The 16,419-nt window shown below is 68.7% G+C and carries 13 protein-coding genes; 7 read left to right on the top strand and 6 right to left on the bottom strand.

Annotation, left to right across the window (positions count from 1 at the left end; translation table 11 throughout):
* Positions 1-36 precede the first annotated feature (36 nt).
* Positions 37-1,683 (bottom strand): chloride channel protein, encoded by a 1,647-nt coding sequence (locus ACNKW1_RS04540; protein ID WP_418363412.1) that lies wholly within the window; start codon positions 1,681-1,683, stop codon positions 37-39.
* A 183-nt stretch (positions 1,684-1,866) separates the two neighbouring features.
* Between ACNKW1_RS04540 and ACNKW1_RS04535 the strand changes: the two genes are divergently transcribed.
* Positions 1,867-2,370 (top strand): MarR family winged helix-turn-helix transcriptional regulator, encoded by a 504-nt coding sequence (locus tag ACNKW1_RS04535; protein WP_418363411.1) that lies wholly within the window; start codon positions 1,867-1,869, stop codon positions 2,368-2,370.
* Between the two features lie 120 nt (positions 2,371-2,490).
* Here the strand turns inward: ACNKW1_RS04535 and ACNKW1_RS04530 are convergent, their stop codons facing one another.
* Complete coding sequence (locus ACNKW1_RS04530; protein ID WP_418363410.1) at positions 2,491-3,669, bottom strand: vWA domain-containing protein; 1,179 nt, start codon at positions 3,667-3,669, stop codon at positions 2,491-2,493.
* A 58-nt stretch (positions 3,670-3,727) separates the two neighbouring features.
* On the bottom strand, positions 3,728-4,579 hold the full coding sequence (locus ACNKW1_RS04525) for an AAA family ATPase (RefSeq protein WP_418363409.1): 852 nt from the start codon (positions 4,577-4,579) through the stop codon (positions 3,728-3,730).
* Positions 4,580-4,735: 156 nt separating this feature from the next.
* Here ACNKW1_RS04525 and ACNKW1_RS04520 point away from each other — a divergent pair, with 156 nt between their 5' ends.
* Positions 4,736-5,794 carry an RNA methyltransferase gene (locus tag ACNKW1_RS04520; RefSeq protein ID WP_418363408.1) on the top strand — a complete coding sequence of 353 codons (1,059 nt, stop codon included), beginning with the start codon at positions 4,736-4,738 and terminating at the stop codon, positions 5,792-5,794.
* 93 nt (positions 5,795-5,887) lie between these two features.
* On the opposite strand, the gene ACNKW1_RS04515 is transcribed toward ACNKW1_RS04520, so the two are convergent.
* Genes ACNKW1_RS04515 through ACNKW1_RS04505 form a run of 3 tightly spaced genes read right to left on the bottom strand, consistent with a single transcriptional unit; the run spans position 5,888 to position 8,582 of the window.
* Positions 5,888-6,367 (bottom strand): DUF411 domain-containing protein, encoded by a 480-nt coding sequence (locus tag ACNKW1_RS04515; RefSeq protein ID WP_418363407.1) that lies wholly within the window; start codon positions 6,365-6,367, stop codon positions 5,888-5,890.
* Positions 6,364-7,878, bottom strand: coding sequence for a heavy metal sensor histidine kinase (locus tag ACNKW1_RS04510; protein WP_418363406.1), 1,515 nt, complete (start codon positions 7,876-7,878; stop codon positions 6,364-6,366). The genes ACNKW1_RS04515 and ACNKW1_RS04510 overlap by 4 nt, the downstream gene beginning before the upstream one ends.
* Positions 7,875-8,582: a heavy metal response regulator transcription factor gene (locus tag ACNKW1_RS04505; RefSeq protein ID WP_418363405.1), complete on the bottom strand. Its 708-nt coding sequence runs from the start codon at positions 8,580-8,582 to the stop codon at positions 7,875-7,877. Before ACNKW1_RS04505 ends, ACNKW1_RS04510 begins: the two co-directional genes overlap by 4 nt.
* 167 nt (positions 8,583-8,749) lie before the next feature.
* Here ACNKW1_RS04505 and ACNKW1_RS04500 point away from each other — a divergent pair, with 167 nt between their 5' ends.
* From ACNKW1_RS04500 to ACNKW1_RS04480, 5 genes are all read left to right on the top strand, one after another.
* Entirely contained in the window at positions 8,750-9,235 is a 486-nt protein-coding gene (locus ACNKW1_RS04500) for a copper-binding protein (protein WP_418363404.1), read from the top strand.
* A 78-nt stretch (positions 9,236-9,313) separates the two neighbouring features.
* Positions 9,314-10,630: a TolC family protein gene (locus ACNKW1_RS04495; RefSeq protein ID WP_418363403.1), complete on the top strand. Its 1,317-nt coding sequence runs from the start codon at positions 9,314-9,316 to the stop codon at positions 10,628-10,630.
* Between the two features lie 191 nt (positions 10,631-10,821).
* The gene (locus ACNKW1_RS04490; protein ID WP_418363771.1) at positions 10,822-12,435 is read left to right on the top strand and encodes an efflux RND transporter periplasmic adaptor subunit; all 1,614 of its coding nucleotides are present in this window, start codon (positions 10,822-10,824) and stop codon (positions 12,433-12,435) included.
* Entirely contained in the window at positions 12,422-15,655 is a 3,234-nt protein-coding gene (locus ACNKW1_RS04485) for an efflux RND transporter permease subunit (protein WP_418363402.1), read from the top strand. Before ACNKW1_RS04490 ends, ACNKW1_RS04485 begins: the two co-directional genes overlap by 14 nt.
* A 190-nt stretch (positions 15,656-15,845) precedes the next feature.
* Entirely contained in the window at positions 15,846-16,382 is a 537-nt protein-coding gene (locus ACNKW1_RS04480) for a cytochrome b (RefSeq protein ID WP_418363401.1), read from the top strand.
* Positions 16,383-16,419 lie beyond the last annotated feature (37 nt).

The following is a 16,419-nucleotide window of genomic DNA, read 5'->3' as shown; positions in this document are numbered from 1 at the left end:
GGGGCGGCGCGCCGGAAGGTGGCCACCCTTGTGCATTCAGGTGGTGGCGTCGGGCCGGCCGCCGGGCGCTGGCGCATCGGGCGCAAGGGGGGCATCGGGTGTCGCTGCCACCGCGTTCGGCGCGTCGGGGACAGGCGTCTCCTCGGCAGGCAGTGCAGTTTCTGTCACAGTGCTCGGCTCGGGCGCCGTGCCTGACTCGATGGAAACCGGCTCCGGCGTCGACTTGGCCGCTGCGGCTGCGCCATCCCGCCCGGTGGCTGCCGCGGCGCTGCTCTGCGCGGCTTGTCCTGCAGCGGCGGCTTCCACCTGCCGGTGCGCCTTGCGCAGCCATGCGTGCGAGAGCGCGTGATACAGCGGCACGGGCGCGACCGAACGTGAAACGCTGTGTGCGACCACTGCGGTCGCCATCAGCGGCAGCAGCATCTGGTGGTTCGCGGTCATCTCCATGACGATCACGAAGGATGTAATCGGGGCCTGCGTCATCGCAGCGAGGAAGGCCACCATACCCAGCACCAGGATCGCCGGGTCGGGCTCGCCGGGCAGCAGCAGCGCGACGTCTGACCCCAGGCCGGCGCCCACTGCGAGTGCAGGCGCGAATATGCCGCCCGGAATGCGGGAAACGAAGACCAGCCAGATCACCGCCATCTTCATCAGCGTGAAGGCGACCGGCAGGGCCGCGCTGCCTTCGAGGGCGGCCTTGGATTCGGCGTAGCCGGTACCGTAGGTCAGTCCGCCACTTGCCAGGCCGATCAAGGCCGTCAGCAGGCCGCACATGCCGGCGAAGGCCACCGGGCGGGTGCGCGCGATGAGCCCCAGACGTCCGGGCAGCCCGCGCGCGCTTGCGATCAGCACGCGCGTGAAGATGCCGCCCAGCAGCCCGCCTGCAACGCCGCAGGCCAGCACGGGCCAGATGCCGTCCGGCCAGCCGATGGCCGCCAGTGTGCGGCCGAAGTAGGTGTAGTTGCCGAGCACTGCGAGCGACATCAGACCGGCGAAGATGACTGCGGTAAGAGTGGTGCTGTTGGCGCGGAAAGCGTGGTAGCGGCACATCTCCTCGATCGCGAACATGATGCCGCCGAGCGGGGTGTTGAATGCAGCCGCGATGCCGGCGCCGCTGCCGGCGACGATCAGGTCGCGGCTCGACGCGATGCGCCGCCGCCGCTTCCGGCTCGACAGCAGAAGCATCACCGAGGCGCCGATCTGCACCGAAGGCCCCTCGCGGCCGATGGATGCGCCGCTGAGCAGGCCGCCCAAGGTCAGGAAGACCTTGGCGATCGCGATGCGCAGCGAAAGCAGCTTGCGCCGCACCCGTCCGTCGTCGGATGCCGATGCGGCGATTGCCTGCGGGATGCCGCTGCCCTCGGTCCCGGGGAACAGGCGGAAGGAGATCCAGGCGAGCGCGGCGAAGCCGCCGGGGGCGATCAGCAGCGTGAGCCACGGGTGCTCGCCGATGATCGATGCGTGCGTGGCGATTGCGAGTTCGGCCCCAATCGCGAACGCGATCGCGATCAGCCCGGCGAACAGTGCTGCGCCGACGAGCAACAGGCGGACCCGCCAGCGCCGCAGTGAGAGCCAGGGAAGGAAGTAGCGTCTTCCGCCGCGCAGCAGGCGGGCGGGCGCCCAGCGGCCAGGCTTGCGCGGGGTTGTACGACTGCTTGTTTCGGGTGTGGGTTCGATCGTCATCGGGTGCCTGGCGGCGGTTCAGCGCTTCCGGGGTTCGGGGTGTGCCGGGCGCGGAAACGTTTGTTTTTTTGCAATGTTGCACATGCGCAAGGTGAACGATACCGCTACCATAGCTGCCGCTGCACGCTGTGATGTTTTTTTGACAATGAAGCTTTGAACAAATATAGTTTCCACGAGATTCAAATGGCGGAATCGCAACAGAAAGTGAAGAAGCCGGCGCTGCCGGCAACCCCGTTGTCCGTGCTGCAACGTTTCAGGATCCTGATCCGCACGGCGCAGCGGCACTCGCAGTGGATAGAGCGGCAGAGTGGCGTTACAGGTGCACAGCTTTGGGCTTTGCAGGAACTCCGCGAGTCCGATGGCTTGCGCGTGGGTGAGTTGGCGAATCGTATGGCGCTGCACCAATCGACGACCTCGAACATGGTCGATCGGCTGGAAACCGCGGGTCTGCTGCGCAAGCAGCGCACGAGCGCGGATCAGCGCGTGGTGCGGCTCTATCTGACCGAGGAAGGCAACGCCTTGCTCACCAGAGCGCCTTCTCCCGCACGGGGCGTACTACCCGAAGCCTTGCGCCTGATGGACGAGGAAGGGCTGGTCAGCCTGCAGAGCGAACTGGACAAGCTTCTCCGCCAGATCAAGAACCTCGACGACGGCTTCGGCATGCAGCCGCTGCCCTTTACTGAATGACACTCGGCCGGCCCCGTGGGCGGGCCGGGCGAACGTGTTCCCTTGGTGTTCTTGCACTGATGCGGACAGCAGTTGGAGCGACCCGATGGGTCGCTCTCTTTTTGCCTGTATTGCGCGTGGTCAGTGCTTCTTCGACAGGTTCTGCATTGCACGCCCGATGCCATCCAGCGTGAGCGGATACATGCGCGCGCCCATGATCTGCTGGATGAGCTCGATGGACTTGCGGTAGGGCCACAGACGCTCGGGCTCGGGGTTCAGCCAGGCCGCGGCCGGGTAGGCGTCGAGCAGGCGGCGCAGCCAGGTGGCGCCGGCCTCGCTGTTCATGTGCTCGACCGAGCCGTGCGGATGCAGGATCTCATACGGGCTCATGGTCGCGTCGCCAACGAAGATCAGCTTGTAGTCCGACCCGTACTTGTGGATCACGTCGAGCAGTGCGGTGCGTTCGGAATGGCGCCGATGGTTGTCGCGCCACACGCCCTCATACACGCAGTTGTGGAAATAGAAGTACTCGAGATGCTTGAACTCCAGCCGGCAGGCGGAAAACAGCTCTTCGCACACCTTGATGTGGTCGTCCATCGAGCCGCCCACATCCAGGAACAGCAGCACCTTCACCGCATTGTGACGCTCTGGGCGCATCATCAGGTCGAGCCAGCCGGCATTGCGCGCGGTTGCGGCGATGGTGCCGTCCAGGTCCAGTTCCTCGGTGGCACCCTCGCGGGCGAAGCGGCGTAGTCGCCGCAGTGCGACCTTGATGTTCCGCGTACCCAGTTCCACCGAATCGTCGAGGTTGCGGAACTCGCGCTTGTCCCACACCTTCACCGCCGTGCGGTTGCCGGCAGACTCGCCGCCGACGCGAATGCCTTCGGGGTGGGTGCCGCTGTTGCCGAAAGGCGAGCTGCCGCCGGTGCCGATCCACTTGTTGCCGCCCTGGTGGCGCCCCTTCTGCTCTTCGAGGCGCTTGCGGAACGTTTCCATCAGCTTGTCCCAGCCGAGCTTTTCCAGCTTTTCGCGTTCCTCGGGCGAGAGGTGCTTCTTCGCCATGGCGCGCAGCCATTCCTCGGGCAGCTCCGCTTCCAGACCCGGCGCCTGGCTGGCCCCCTTGAAGTATTCGCCGAAAGCCTGGTCGAAGCGGTCGTACAGGGACTCGTCCTTGACCAGACAGGTGCGGGCGTAGAAGTAGAAGTCCTCGAGCGAGGGGCCGCAGACCCGCGCGTGCAAGCCCTCGAGCATGGCGAGGAACTCGCGCGTCGAGACTGGCAGCTTGCGTGTCTTCAAGTGCAGGAAGAAGTCGATCAGCATGGTGGTTCGTTCCGCGGGTACCGGGTCGGCAGCGGCTGGTCCGCCGATGGGGGACCGCTCAGCGATTGTGGCGCGCCATGAACACCAGGCGTTCGAACAGGTGCATGTCCTGTTCGTTCTTGAGCAGCGCACCATGCAGCGGCGGAATCGCTGTCCGGCCGTCGCTGCTGCGCAGCGCCTCGGGCGGGATGTCCTCGGCCACCAGCAGCTTGAGCCAGTCGATGAGCTCCGAGGTGCTGGGCTTCTTCTTCAGTCCGGGGACGTCGCGCAGCCCGAAGAAAACCTCCAGCGCCTCGGCGAGCAGCGCCTTCTTCAGGCCCGGGAAATGCACGTCCACGATGCGCTGCATCGTGTCGCGGTCGGGGAAGCGGATGTAGTGGAAGAAGCAGCGGCGCAGGAAGGCGTCGGGCAGTTCCTTCTCGTTGTTCGAGGTGATGAAGACGATGGGTCGGTGGCGCGCCTGGATGGTCTGGCGCGTCTCGTACACATGAAACTCCATGCGGTCGATTTCGCGCAGCAGGTCGTTGGGGAACTCGATGTCGGCCTTGTCGATCTCGTCGATGAGTACCACGGTTGGCTGCTCGGCCTCGAAGGCCTGCCACAGCACGCCCTTGACGATGTAGTTGCCAATGTCCTTGACGCGGTCGTCGCCGAGCTGCGAGTCGCGCAGGCGCGAGACTGCATCGTATTCGTACAGACCCTGCTGCGCCTTGGTGGTGGACTTGATGTGCCACTGCAGCAGTGGCAGGCCCAGGGCGGCGGCCACCTGCTCCGCGAGCATGGTCTTGCCGGTGCCGGGCTCGCCCTTGATCAGCAGGGGTCGTTGCAGGCGGATTGCCGCGTTGACCGCGAGCATCAGGTCGGGGGTGGCGACGTAGTCTTGTGAGCCTTCGAAGCGCAGATCGGACATGCAGGTTTCCTCGAAACGGTTAGCGTCGATTATAGAGGGCGGATGCCTCCGGTCGGACACCAGGGGCCGTGTTTCCGGGGGGGCGGGTCGTGCGGTCCCGCCCCCGGGCACGATCGTGCGCACATGGGGCCGGTCGAGGTGCTAGCATCGCGCGCCATGAACGTCGAACAGATTCGCCAGCGCCTGCGCGCGCTTGGCGCCCGTCCCAGCCACGAAGGCCGGCTGCTGCGCGCCTGGCTGCAGGGTCGCGCGCTGGATGGCGGTCCGCACACCGAATCCAATCGCCTGCCCAAGGCCCTGCAGATGGCGCTGCCCGAACTCGAGGCGGGGCTGCTCGCGCTTGCCCGCGTGCGCTCCGAGCACCCGGGCGAGGAGGGTACGCGCTTGCTGGTCGAGCTTGCCGACGGCCAGACCGTGGAGAGCGTGTTGCTGCCGCGTGAGGGGCTGTGCGTGTCCACCCAGCTCGGCTGCGCGGTGGGCTGCGTGTTCTGCATGACGGGCAAGGACGGCCTGCTGCGCCAGCTCGGCAGCGCCGAAATCGTCGCGCAGGTGGCGCTGGCACGCCGGCGCCGCCGGGTGCACAAGGTGGTGTTCATGGGCATGGGCGAGCCGGCGCACAACCTTGACGCAGTGGTCGAGGCGATCGAGCTGCTCGGTACCGAGGGTGCGGTGCCGCACAAGAACCTGGTGCTGTCCACCGTAGGCGACCTACGCGTGTTCGAGCGCCTGCCGCAGATGGCGGTGAAGCCCGCGCTCGCGCTGTCGCTGCACACCACGAAGGCGGACTTGCGGGCCGAACTGCTGCCCCGTGCGCCGCGCATCGACCCCGCCACGCTGGTCGAGTGCGGCGAGGCCTGGGCGCGCGCCAGCGGCTATCCGATCCAGTACCAATGGACGCTGATCGAAGGCGTCAATGACGGCGCGGATGAGATCGAGGGCATCGTGCGCCTGCTCGCCGGAAAGTACGCGGTGATGAACATGATCCCGTTCAATGCCGTGGATGGGCTGGCCTACCGACGACCGAGTGCCGATCGCGCGGCCGAGATCGCGCGCACGCTGCATCGCCGCGGCATCCTCACCAAGCTGCGCCAGTCGGCCGGGCAGGACGTGGATGCGGGCTGCGGACAGCTACGCGCGCGCGAGATCAAGCTGGGTTTCGTCCAGCGCGAGGCAAGACGCGCGCCGACGGTGCGGCCCTCCGGGGCCGCCTCGTAGCTGCGCCCGTCGTGCCCTCTGCGCAGTCCAGCGGCGGCCGGGCGGGGCCGCGTCGTGAAGGGCCTCGGGCCGCGTGTACCGGGGAGCCGGCGCTCAGTGGCTGGAAAAGACCGCCGTCCTGCCTTGCGCGTCGAAGCTGACCACGTCGTAGCGGGCGGCCGGGTAGGGGCCTTCCATTCCAGGGGAGCCGAGCGGCATGCCGGGTGCCGATAGGCCGGTGATGGCCGGCCTTTCGTCGAGCATGCGGCGCACGTCGGCGGCGGGGACGTGGCCCTCGACGACATAGCCGCCGACCCGGGCGGTGTGGCAGGAGCCCAGCGCCTGCGGCACGCCGGCCTCCTCCTTGACGAGGCTCATCTGCGGGCTCGCGACTTCCTTCACCGTGAAACCTTGCGCACGCATGTGCTCGGCCCATTTGCCGCAGCAGCCGCAGTTGGGGTCCTTGTACATGACGACCTCCTCATCGGCGGCGAGGGCCGGAGAGAGGGTGGCGAGGCCGAGAAGTGCGGCAGCGAAGAAGCTGCGCAGTGGGGTGCGCGGCAGGGGGCGCCTGTCGTAATGGCTGGTGCTCATGAGGTGGGCTCCTGTGTGCTTCGTTGTGGGTTCGGGGACTGCGCCGAGGATGAGGCCTCGGCAGGAAGAAAAATGCTGAAGGTCGTGGTGCCCGCTGCGGAGCGTGCGCGGATGTGTCCGCCGTGGGCGTGCACGATCGAGCGTGTGATCGCCAGGCCGAGCCCCGCACCTTCGCCATGGCTGCGGCGGTTGGCGCTGGCGCGATGGAAACGGTCGAAGATGCGCTCGAGCTGTTCGGGCGGGATCGGCTCGCCGTCGTTCTCGATCTCGATCTCGGCGACCGTCGGCGCGGCGCAGCCGGGTTCCTGAGCGGCGCTGTCGGCGCCGGCTGCGGCCTGCGTGCCGCGGCGGTGGGTTGTGCGCAGGCGAATCCGCACGCTACCGCCCGCGGGGGTGTGGCGCAGCGCGTTCGACACCAGGTTGGACAGTGCGCGGCGCAGCATCAGGCGGTCGCCGCGCACTTTGGCGGTGCCCCGTACGGTGAGGCTGACCTGCTGCGCCTCGGCCAGCGCCTCGTAGAACTCGGCCAGGGCGTGCGCTTCGGCCTCCAGCGCGACGGCCTCGTCGCCGCGCGGCAGGCGCCCGTCCTCGGCGCGCGCTAGAAACAGCATGTCGCCCACCATGCGCGCGATGCGTTCGAACTCTTCCATGTTCGATGCCAGCACGTCGCGGTACTCTTCGTTGCTGCGGGTCTGCGCAAGCGCCACCTGGGTGTGGGTCATCAGGTTGGAGATCGGTGTGCGCAGCTCGTGCGCGATGTCGGCGGAGAACTCCGACAGGCGGCGGAACGAGCCCTCCAGTCGTGCCAGCATGCCGTTGAAGGCTTCCACCAGCTCGCGCACCTCGGCAGGCGCGTCGTCCTCGGCGAGGCGCTCGCCCAGGCGCTCGGCCGAGAGCTGGCCGGCGGTGGCGGTGACCCGGCGCAGTGGCGCCAGGCCGCGATGTGCGGCGAGCCAGCCGAGCAGCGCGGCGGCGATCGCCGCGGCCGAGATGCCCAGCCACAGGCCGCGGCGCAAGGTGTCGAGAAAGTGGATGTGGTGAGAAACGTCGAGGGCAACCAGGGCAAGCACGGCGCCGCCTTCCGCCGCCCCTTCAGGCAGCGTGATGCGCGCCGCCCGGCCGATGACCTCATGGCCGTCCTGCGACCAGGGTGTGCTCGCCGCGGGCAACTCGCCGCCCTCGCGTTGGGCGCGGGTGAAGAAGTGGGGCTGGATCGCATGCAGCACGCGGCCGTCGCCATCGCGCAGCAGCACCGCCACCGTGTCCTGGCCGGCGAAGGCGTCGTCCAGTTGCAGCAGGCGTTCGTCCAGCGGGTGCGCCGGGTCCGCGCCCTGCAGCAGGTTGCCGACCAGGGTCAGCTTGCCGGCGAGCTCGTGATCGTCGAGTTCGTGGAAGTGGTGCTCCACCGCGCGCCCGATCACCACCCCGACCACGATCAGCAGGCTCGCCGTCATCGCCGCGAACAGCAGCGCGAGGCGGGCGGTCAGCGACAGGCTGCGCGGCAAGCTCATGCGCCCTCCGGCCGCATCGTGCGCGCATGCTCCGGCGGCGCCTCGAGCACGTATCCCATGCCGCGTACGGTGCGGATCAGCTTCGGCTCGAAGGCATCGTCCACCTTGGCGCGCAGCCGCCGCACCGCAACCTCGATCACGTTGGTGTCGCTGTCGAAGTTCATGTCCCACACCTGCGAGGCGATCAATGCGCGTGGCAGCACTTCGCCCTGGCGGCGAAGCAGCAACTCGAGCAGGGCGAATTCCTTGGCGGTGAGCTCGATGCGCTGGCCGGCGCGGCTCACGCGGCGGCGCAGCAGATCGAGTTCGAGGTCGGCGGCGCGCAACTGCTCGGGCTCCTTGGTGCGTGAGCGGCGCAGCAGGGTGCGCACGCGGGCGAGCAGTTCGGAGAATGCGAAGGGCTTGACCAGGTAGTCGTCGGCACCGAGCTCCAGCCCGCGCACCCGGTCCTCGACCTGATCGCGTGCGGTGAGGAACAGCACCGGCACGTCCTGGCCGCTGCGGCGCAGCACCTGCAGCACGCCCCAGCCGTCCAGGGTCGGCAGCATCACGTCGAGCACGATGAGGTCGTAACTGCCCGTGAGTGCCAGATGCAGGCCATCTGCGCCGTCGCGCGCGAGGTCGACCACGAACCCGGCCTCGATCAGGCCCTGGCGCAGGTAGTCGCCGGTCTTCGGTTCATCTTCGACGATCAGGATCTTCATGGCCGTGATTCTGCCTCGCTGCGGTCGCGGCGGACGAAACTGACAGGAATGTAATGCGCGCGTAAGCAGGCGGTCGACCGCCGCTCTCCATACTCGGTTCGTATTGGCGGAATCGATGGCCCTGAATCCACCGTCCGAACCCCACCGAAGAGAACAGGAGAAGGCACATGCATCACGACATCCCTCCGGCCGGCGCAGCGCGCCATGCGCGGGCTTTCAACGCAGGTGCGCGATCTGCACCTTCCCGTGACGCAGCGGTTCAGGATGCGGCCGCGCATCGACCGGTGGCTGCGCTGTGGGTGATGCTCACCTGCGGGGTTGCGCTCGCCGCATCGCTTGCCACGACGCGCGCCGGGGCGGCACAGGGGCACGATGCCCATCACGGCCACGGAACCCCGGCGATCGTGGAGGCCGAGGACGGGGCGAAGTTCGCGCCCTCCGAGGGGGAGGTCAAGCGCCTCGACGTTGCGCGCAAGCGCGTGACCATCGCGCATGGCCCGCTGGAGAACCTCGGCATGCCGCCGATGACCATGGCCTTCGAGGTGGATGAGTCGGCCCAGCTCGAGGCCCTGAAGGTCGGTGATCGTGTCCGCTTCATCGCCGGCAAGGACGGGCGCCGTTATACGGCGAGCGAGATCCGCGTACAGGACTGACGGGGTCTCGGGATGGACACTTCTTTCGCGGCCTGGACGGAGCGGCGATGCGGGGCGGGGATCCTGCCGGTTTCAGGCATGACCGCGTGCGCCACGCGGCGGCCAACACGTGCCGCGTGGCGCCGGGTTTGTGTCGCGGCGTTGTTGTCGCTGGGGGTGTCCCTGGGCGCGTCCCCGCTCGCCGCTGCGCAGGATTCGCCCGGTGCGAGCGCGGAAGGGCTGGTTGCGCTCGCCCGCACGACGAACCCGGCGTTCGCGGCCGAGCGCCACCAGACCCAGGCCGTGCGCGAGCGCTTCGGCGCCGCCGGTGCGCTGCCCGATCCGCGCTTCCAGGTGGAACTGATGGATGTCACTAATACCATGCGCGGCGGCAACACCGCGCTGCTGCCCGGCGAGGTCGGCGAGACCCGCTATCGCGTGGTGCAGCCCTTGCCCGGCTGGGGCAAGCGCGCCCTGGAGCGCGATGCTGCGCGGACGGCGGCCGCACGGGCGGAGGCGGGGCAGGATGCCGCCTGGCGCACACTCGAAGCGCAGGTGCGTGCCGTCTGGCTGCGGTACTGGCAGGCTGATCGCGAGGCCAGGCTGAACGGCGCTCAGCAGCGCCTGCTGAAAAGCGTGGAAGAGAGCGCGCTGGCGCGCTACCGCAATGGCATCGGCAGCCAGCAGGAGGTGCTGCAGGCGCAGCGTGCCCACGCTGCCGAACGCCTTGCCGCGCTCTCCATCGCGCAGCGCAGGGAGGGCGCAGCGGCAGCCCTCAACGCCCTGCTCGGGCGGACGCCGGATGCGCCGCTTGCCCTCCCGGACGACCCGCCGCCCCTGCCTGCGAAGCTCGACTTTCCAAGTCTCGTCAAACGCGTGCGGCAGGCGCATCCCGAGGCAAGGGCCGAGGCCGTGGGCGTCGAAGCCGCGCGCATCGAGCGCGAACGCACCCGCCGCGAGCGCCAGCCCGACTACGCCGTGGGCCTCACCTACAACCGCCCGCGCGGAGGGCAGGAGAGCTGGGATCTGATGTTCGAGGTGATGATCCCGCTGCAGCAAGGTGTTCGCGACGCGCGTGAGCGTGAGACTGCGGCCCTGAGTCTGGCCGCCGACGCGCGCCGGTTGGCGACCGAAACCCGCCTTGCGGGCGAACTCGGCACAGCGTGGTCTGCCTGGCAATCCGCCACGGACCGTCTGCGCCTGGTGCGCACCAGCCTGCTGCCACAGGCCCGCGCCGGGCGTGACGCTGCCCGTGCGGCGCTCGCTGCCGGTGCGCCGTCTTCGACCGATGTTTTCGAAGCCGTGCTGATGACCGAGCGCCAGGTGCTCGACACCGAGTTCGCGTTGCTGCAGGCCGAAGCCGAGGCGCGCCTGGCGCTGGTCGAGATCGGCCGACTCTCCGGAGAAATCGAGTGATTCCAGACCATATGGCCGTGGACGCAGACGCTGCAGTCGGCCCGCAGCGCTGTTCCGACTCGGGCCTTGCCCGTGAGATGCGATTCGCGTCGAAGTGCCCTGGCGCCGCGAGTCGTGACATGTGCGACATGTGCGACATGTGCGAAACGTGCGGCATCCGTCGGCAGACGGGCGGTTTCAGCGTCGTCGCCATGCTGGCGCTGCTACTTTCACTGTCGGGCGTTGCTGTGCTGGCCTACTGGGCGGGGAGCAGCGGCCTGGCCGACGGCGTACTGCCGTCTGCGCTCGAACCGGATGCGTCCGCTGTGGGTGTCCAGGCAGGTTCGGAGTCGGCTGCAGCGCCAGTTGCCGGGCAGCCCGGTGAGCGCCAGATCCTGTACTACCGCAACCCCATGGGCCTGCCCGACACCTCGCCGGTGCCGAAGAAGGATTCGATGGGCATGGATTACATCCCGGTCTATGCCGACGAAGCGCAGGACGACGCCGGCGTGGTGCGGGTGAGCCCGGCGCGCATGCAGACCCTGGGCGTGCGCACCGCCGAGGTCATGCGCGGCGCGCTCGACGGCGTGCTGCGCGCCGCGGGCCGCATCGAGATCGACGAGCGCGCGCAGGTGGTGGTGGCGCCGCGTTTCGAGGGCTGGATCGAGCGCCTGCATGTCAACGCCGTGGGCGACGTCGTGCGCCGCGGTCAGCCGATGGCCACCGCGTGGAGCCCGGCGCTGCAGACGGCCGGCGAGGAGGTGCGCATCGCCGAACGCCTGCTGCAGGACAGCGCCGCTGACACCGAGGCCCGCGCCGCCGCGTCGCGGCTGGCCGACGCTGCCCGCGCACGGCTCGCCAACCTGCAGGTCGCCGGCCAGACCGGTGCGCGCCAGACCGTGCACGCGCCTGCCGACGGCATCGTGCTCGAACGCCTGGCCACCCAGGGCGCACGTTTCATGGCGGGTGAGGCGCTGTTCCGCATCGCCGATCTGTCGCGGGTGTGGGTGATCGCCGAGGTGTATGAGCGCGACCTCGCCCGTGTGCAGCCGGGCGATGCGGTAGAGGTGAAGGTGGACGCCGTCCCCGGGCGCAGCTTTGCCGGCCGGGTGGGTTACGTGTATCCGACCCTGAATGCCGGGACGCGCAGCACGCCGGTACGCGTCGAGCTCGACAACCCGGAGGGCCTGCTGCGCCCGGGCATGTTCGCCCAGCTCGATTTCGCCCCCGGCGCCAGCCGCGAGGGCCTGCTGCTGCCGGCATCGGCGGTGATCGACGATGGCGAGCGCCGCGTCGTGCTGCGCGCGCTCGGCGAAGGGCACTTCGAGCCGGTGGCGGTGCGCCTGGGCGAGCGCGGACGCACGTTCGTCGAGGTGCTCGACGGCGTGGCGGCGGGCGACCGCGTGGTGGTGTCGGCCAACTTCCTGATCGACTCCGAGAGCCAGCTCCGTGCCGCGCTCGCCGGGTTGAGTGATGCGCCGCAGGATTACCCCGCATACGAGGTCGAAGGCGTGTTCGAGGAGGCCTTCGCGGACGGGATCAGCCTGTCGCACGAGCCGATCCCCACGCTCGGCTGGCCGGAAATGACCATGGATTTCGGCCTCGCCGACCCGGCGCTGGTCGAGGGCCTGGAAGCGGGCGCACCGATCCGCTTCCGCTTCGAGGACCGCGGGCCGGGTGAGTACGTGGTGACGCGCATCGAGCGCCTTGCGCACCCGCCCGGATCGGGCGCAGGCGCTGCAGCGCCGGCCAACGCCAACGCCAACGCCAACGCCAACGCAGGCGCCGACACCAACGCCGGCGGACACGACCATGCCGGGCACTGAGCGCGCAGACGACGCCCTGGTCGGGTCGCGGGCAGGGCAGGCGGGCGGTGCTGCGCCCGACGCCGGCTGGCTCGATCGCCTCATCGACTGGTCGGCGCGCAACGCCTTCCTGGTGCTGCTGGCCACCGCCTTCCTGATCGGCGGCGGCCTCTACGCGATCAAGCACACCCCGCTCGACGCGCTGCCCGACCTGTCCGACGTGCAGGTGATCGTCTACACCGACTACCCCGGCCAGGCGCCGCAGGTGGTCGAGGACCAGGTCACCTATCCGCTCACGACCGCGATGCTGGCGGTGCCCAAGGCGCGGGTGGTGCGCGGCTTCTCGATGTTCGGCGCGTCCTACGTGTACGTGATCTTCGAGGACGGCACCGACCTCTACTGGGCGCGCTCGCGCGTGCTCGAATACCTCAGCACCGCCGCCGCGCGCCTGCCCGCCGGCGTGGCGCCGCAGATCGGGCCCGACGCTACCGGCGTGGGCTGGGTGTACCAGTACGCCATCGCCGGCAAGGACCTGTCGCTCGCCGACACGCGCAGCATCCAGGACTGGTACCTGCGCTACCCGCTGACCCAGGCCGAGGGCGTGGCCGAAGTGGCGAGCGTGGGCGGCTTCGTGCGCGAGTACCAGGTCACCGTCGACCCCTACCGGCTGGCCGGCTACGGCATCGCGCTCGACGAGGTCGGGCGGGCGATCCGCGAGTCCAACCGCGACGTCGGCGGCCGCGTCATCGAGCTTGCCGAGCGCGAGTACATGGTGCGCGGCCGCGGCTACCTGCGCAGCGTGGCCGACATCGAGGACATCGTGCTCAAGCTGGATGCCAGCGGCACCGGCACCCCGGTGCGGGTGGCCGACATCGGCCGTGTCGAGCTCGTGCCGGCCGAACGCCGCGGCATCGCCGAGCTCAACGGCGAGGGCGAGGTGGCCTCGGGCATCGTCATGGCGCGCTTCGGCGAGAACGCGCTCGAGGTGATCGCCAACGTCAAGGCGCGCATCGCCGAGATTGCCCCCGGCTTGCCGGAGGGCGCGGAGATCGTGCCGGTCTATGACCGCTCGACGCTGATCGAGCGCGCGATCGAGAACCTCAAATGGACGCTCTTCGAGGAAAGCCTGATCGTCGCCGCGGTGTGCATCGTCTTCCTGCTCCATGTGCGCAGCGCGCTGGTGGCGATCGTGACCCTGCCGCTGGGCATCCTGGTGGCCTTCATCGGCATGCAGATACTGGGCATCGGCTCGAACATCATGAGCCTGGGCGGCATCGCGATCGCGATCGGGGCGATGGTGGACGCCGCGATCGTGATGATCGAGAACGCCCACAAGCGGCTCGAGACCCTGCGTGCGGACGCCAGCGCGGCCGAGCGCGCCGCAGTGCTGATCCACGCCTGTCGCGAGGTCGGGCCGGCGCTGTTCTTCTCGCTGCTGATCATCACCGTGTCCTTCCTGCCGGTGTTCACGCTCGAAGGGCAGGAGGGCCGGCTGTTCTCGCCGCTGGCGTGGACCAAGACGCTCGCCATGGCGGGCGCCGCCTTCCTGTCGGTGACGCTGGTCCCGGTGCTGATGCTGTTCTTCGTACGCGGCCGGATCGTCCCCGAGCATCGCAACCCGCTCAACCGCGTGCTGATCTGGCTCTACCGCCCGGTGATCGCGCTGGTGATGCGCTTCAAGCTCACCACCGTGCTGCTCGCGCTGGTGGCGATGGGGGTGACGCTGATTCCGGCGCGCCAGATCGGCAGCGAGTTCATGCCCACGCTCAACGAGGGCGCGATCTTCTACATGCCGGCGGGGCTGCCCGGCATGTCGGTGACCGAGGCCGGGCGCCTGCTCGCCACCACCAACCGCATCCTCAAGACCTTCCCCGAGGTGGAGTCGGTGTATGGCAAGGCGGGCCGCGCCAACACCGCCACCGACCCCGCGCCGCTGGAGATGTTCGAAACCGTCATCAACCTCAAGCCCCATGACCAGTGGCGTCCCGGGATGACGGTGGACGCGCTGATCGCCGAGATGGACGCCGCGGTGAAGTTTCCCGGCCTGGCCAACTCGTGGACCATGCCGATCAAGGCGCGCATCGACATGCTCAGCACCGGCATCCGCACGCCGGTGGGGGTGAAGGTGTTCGGCCAGGACCTCGACACCCTGGAGCAACTGGCGAAGGCGGTCGAGGCCGCGGTGCGCGACGTGCCGGGCGCCTCCAGCGCCTACGCCGAGCGCGTGGCCGGCGGCTACTACGTCGATATCGAGCCGCGCCGCGAGCAGCTTGCGCGCCACGGCCTCACCATCGATGCCCTGCAGATGACGGTTGCCACCGCGCTCGGTGGCGAGGCGGTGACCACCACCGTCGAGGGCCTGGAGCGCTACAACGTCAGCGTGCGCTACCCGCGTGCGCTGCGCGAGAACCCCGAGCGCATCGCCGCCCAGGTGCTGGTGCCGACCCGGCTCGGCCCGGTGCCCCTTGGCCAGCTCGCCGAGGTGAAGCTGACCCGCGGCGCCCCGGCGATCCGCACCGAGAACGCCGCGCTCGTCGCCTACGTGTATGTCGATACGCGCGAAGCCGACATCGGCCGCTTCGTCGAGCGCGCCCAGCGTGCGGTGGCCGAGCAGGTGCGCTTCCCGCCCGGTTACTACGCGGTGTGGAGCGGGCAGTTCGAGTACATGGAGCGCGCCAAGGAAAAGCTCGCCATCGTCGTGCCACTGACGCTGGCGCTGATCTTCCTGCTGCTCTACCTCAACTTCCGCCGCCTCACCGAGACCTTCATCGTCATGCTGTCGGTGCCCTTTGCGCTCATCGGCGGGGTGTGGCTGATGTGGTGGATGGGGTTCCAGATGAGCGTGGCGGTGGCGGTGGGCTTCATCGCGCTTGCCGGCGTGGCTGCCGAGACCGGCGTGATCATGCTGATCTACCTGGACCAGGCCTGGGCGCGCATCCGCGCCGAGCGTGCCGCGCAGGGCGAGACGCCGGGCGTGGCGGACCTCTACGCCGCGGTGATGGAGGGCGCCGTCGAGCGTGTGCGGCCCAAGATGATGACCGTGATCACTGTCATTCTCGGCCTGCTGCCTGTGCTCTACGGCACCGGCACGGGCAGCGAGGTCATGAGCCGCATCGCGGCGCCGATGGTCGGTGGCATGGTGTCCTCGACCGTGCTGACCCTGGTGGTGATCCCGGTGCTGTATGCGCTGGCGAAGCAGTGGGGGTTGGAGCGGGGAGGCGCCACGCGCGTGGATCGTTGATCGAGGGCGCTGCCAGGGCAGGTTTTGGTCGAGTTTATGTGATCAATGGCATCAGAAAATACTGATTGTTGCACTGATCGGGATAAACCTTTGTCGAAAACCGCCTTTTTCCCGTCGCCATGAGTGACTAGAGTTCATGCATGGATAGCGCGGGGATGAGACCCCGCGGATCGATCGAGGAACCCTGCTCATGAACACGCACTACACCACCACCGCGAAGACGCTGCACTGGCTGCTGGCCGTGCTGATCTTCGGCATGCTCGGGCTGGGCTTTTACATGACCGGGCTGGATCTCTCCCCGGCCAAGCTGCAGTTGTATTCGTGGCACAAGTGGGCGGGTGTCAGCGTGTTCCTGCTCGTCTTGTTGCGCGTGGCCTGGCGTGTAAGCCACCGCCCGCCGCCACTTCCCTTGCACATGGGGCCGCTCGAACGCTTCGCCGCGCATGCGGGCCACTTCCTGTTGTACGTGTTGATGTTCGCGATCCCGCTGACCGGCTGGCTGATGAGCTCGGCCAAGGGCTTCCAGACCGTCTGGTTCGGGGTGCTACCGCTGCCCGATCTGCTGTCCAGGGACAAGGCGCTCGGCGATCTGCTGCAGTCGGTGCATGCAAGCCTGAACCTGTTGTTGATCGCGACGCTGCTTGCGCATGTCGGTGCTTCGCTCAAGCACCACTTCATCGACAAGGACGACGTGCTGACCAGAATGTTGCGCCAGCGCGCGGACTGAGCTGGACGGCTGTCCCCTCCAAACGATCATCAAAGGA

Source organism: Thauera sp. WH-2 (assembly GCF_048321015.1).
Taxonomy (GTDB): Bacteria; Pseudomonadota; Gammaproteobacteria; order Burkholderiales; family Rhodocyclaceae; genus Thauera.
The sequence above is the reverse complement of the archived record's forward strand: the minus strand, read 5'-3'. Positions and strand labels throughout refer to the sequence as shown.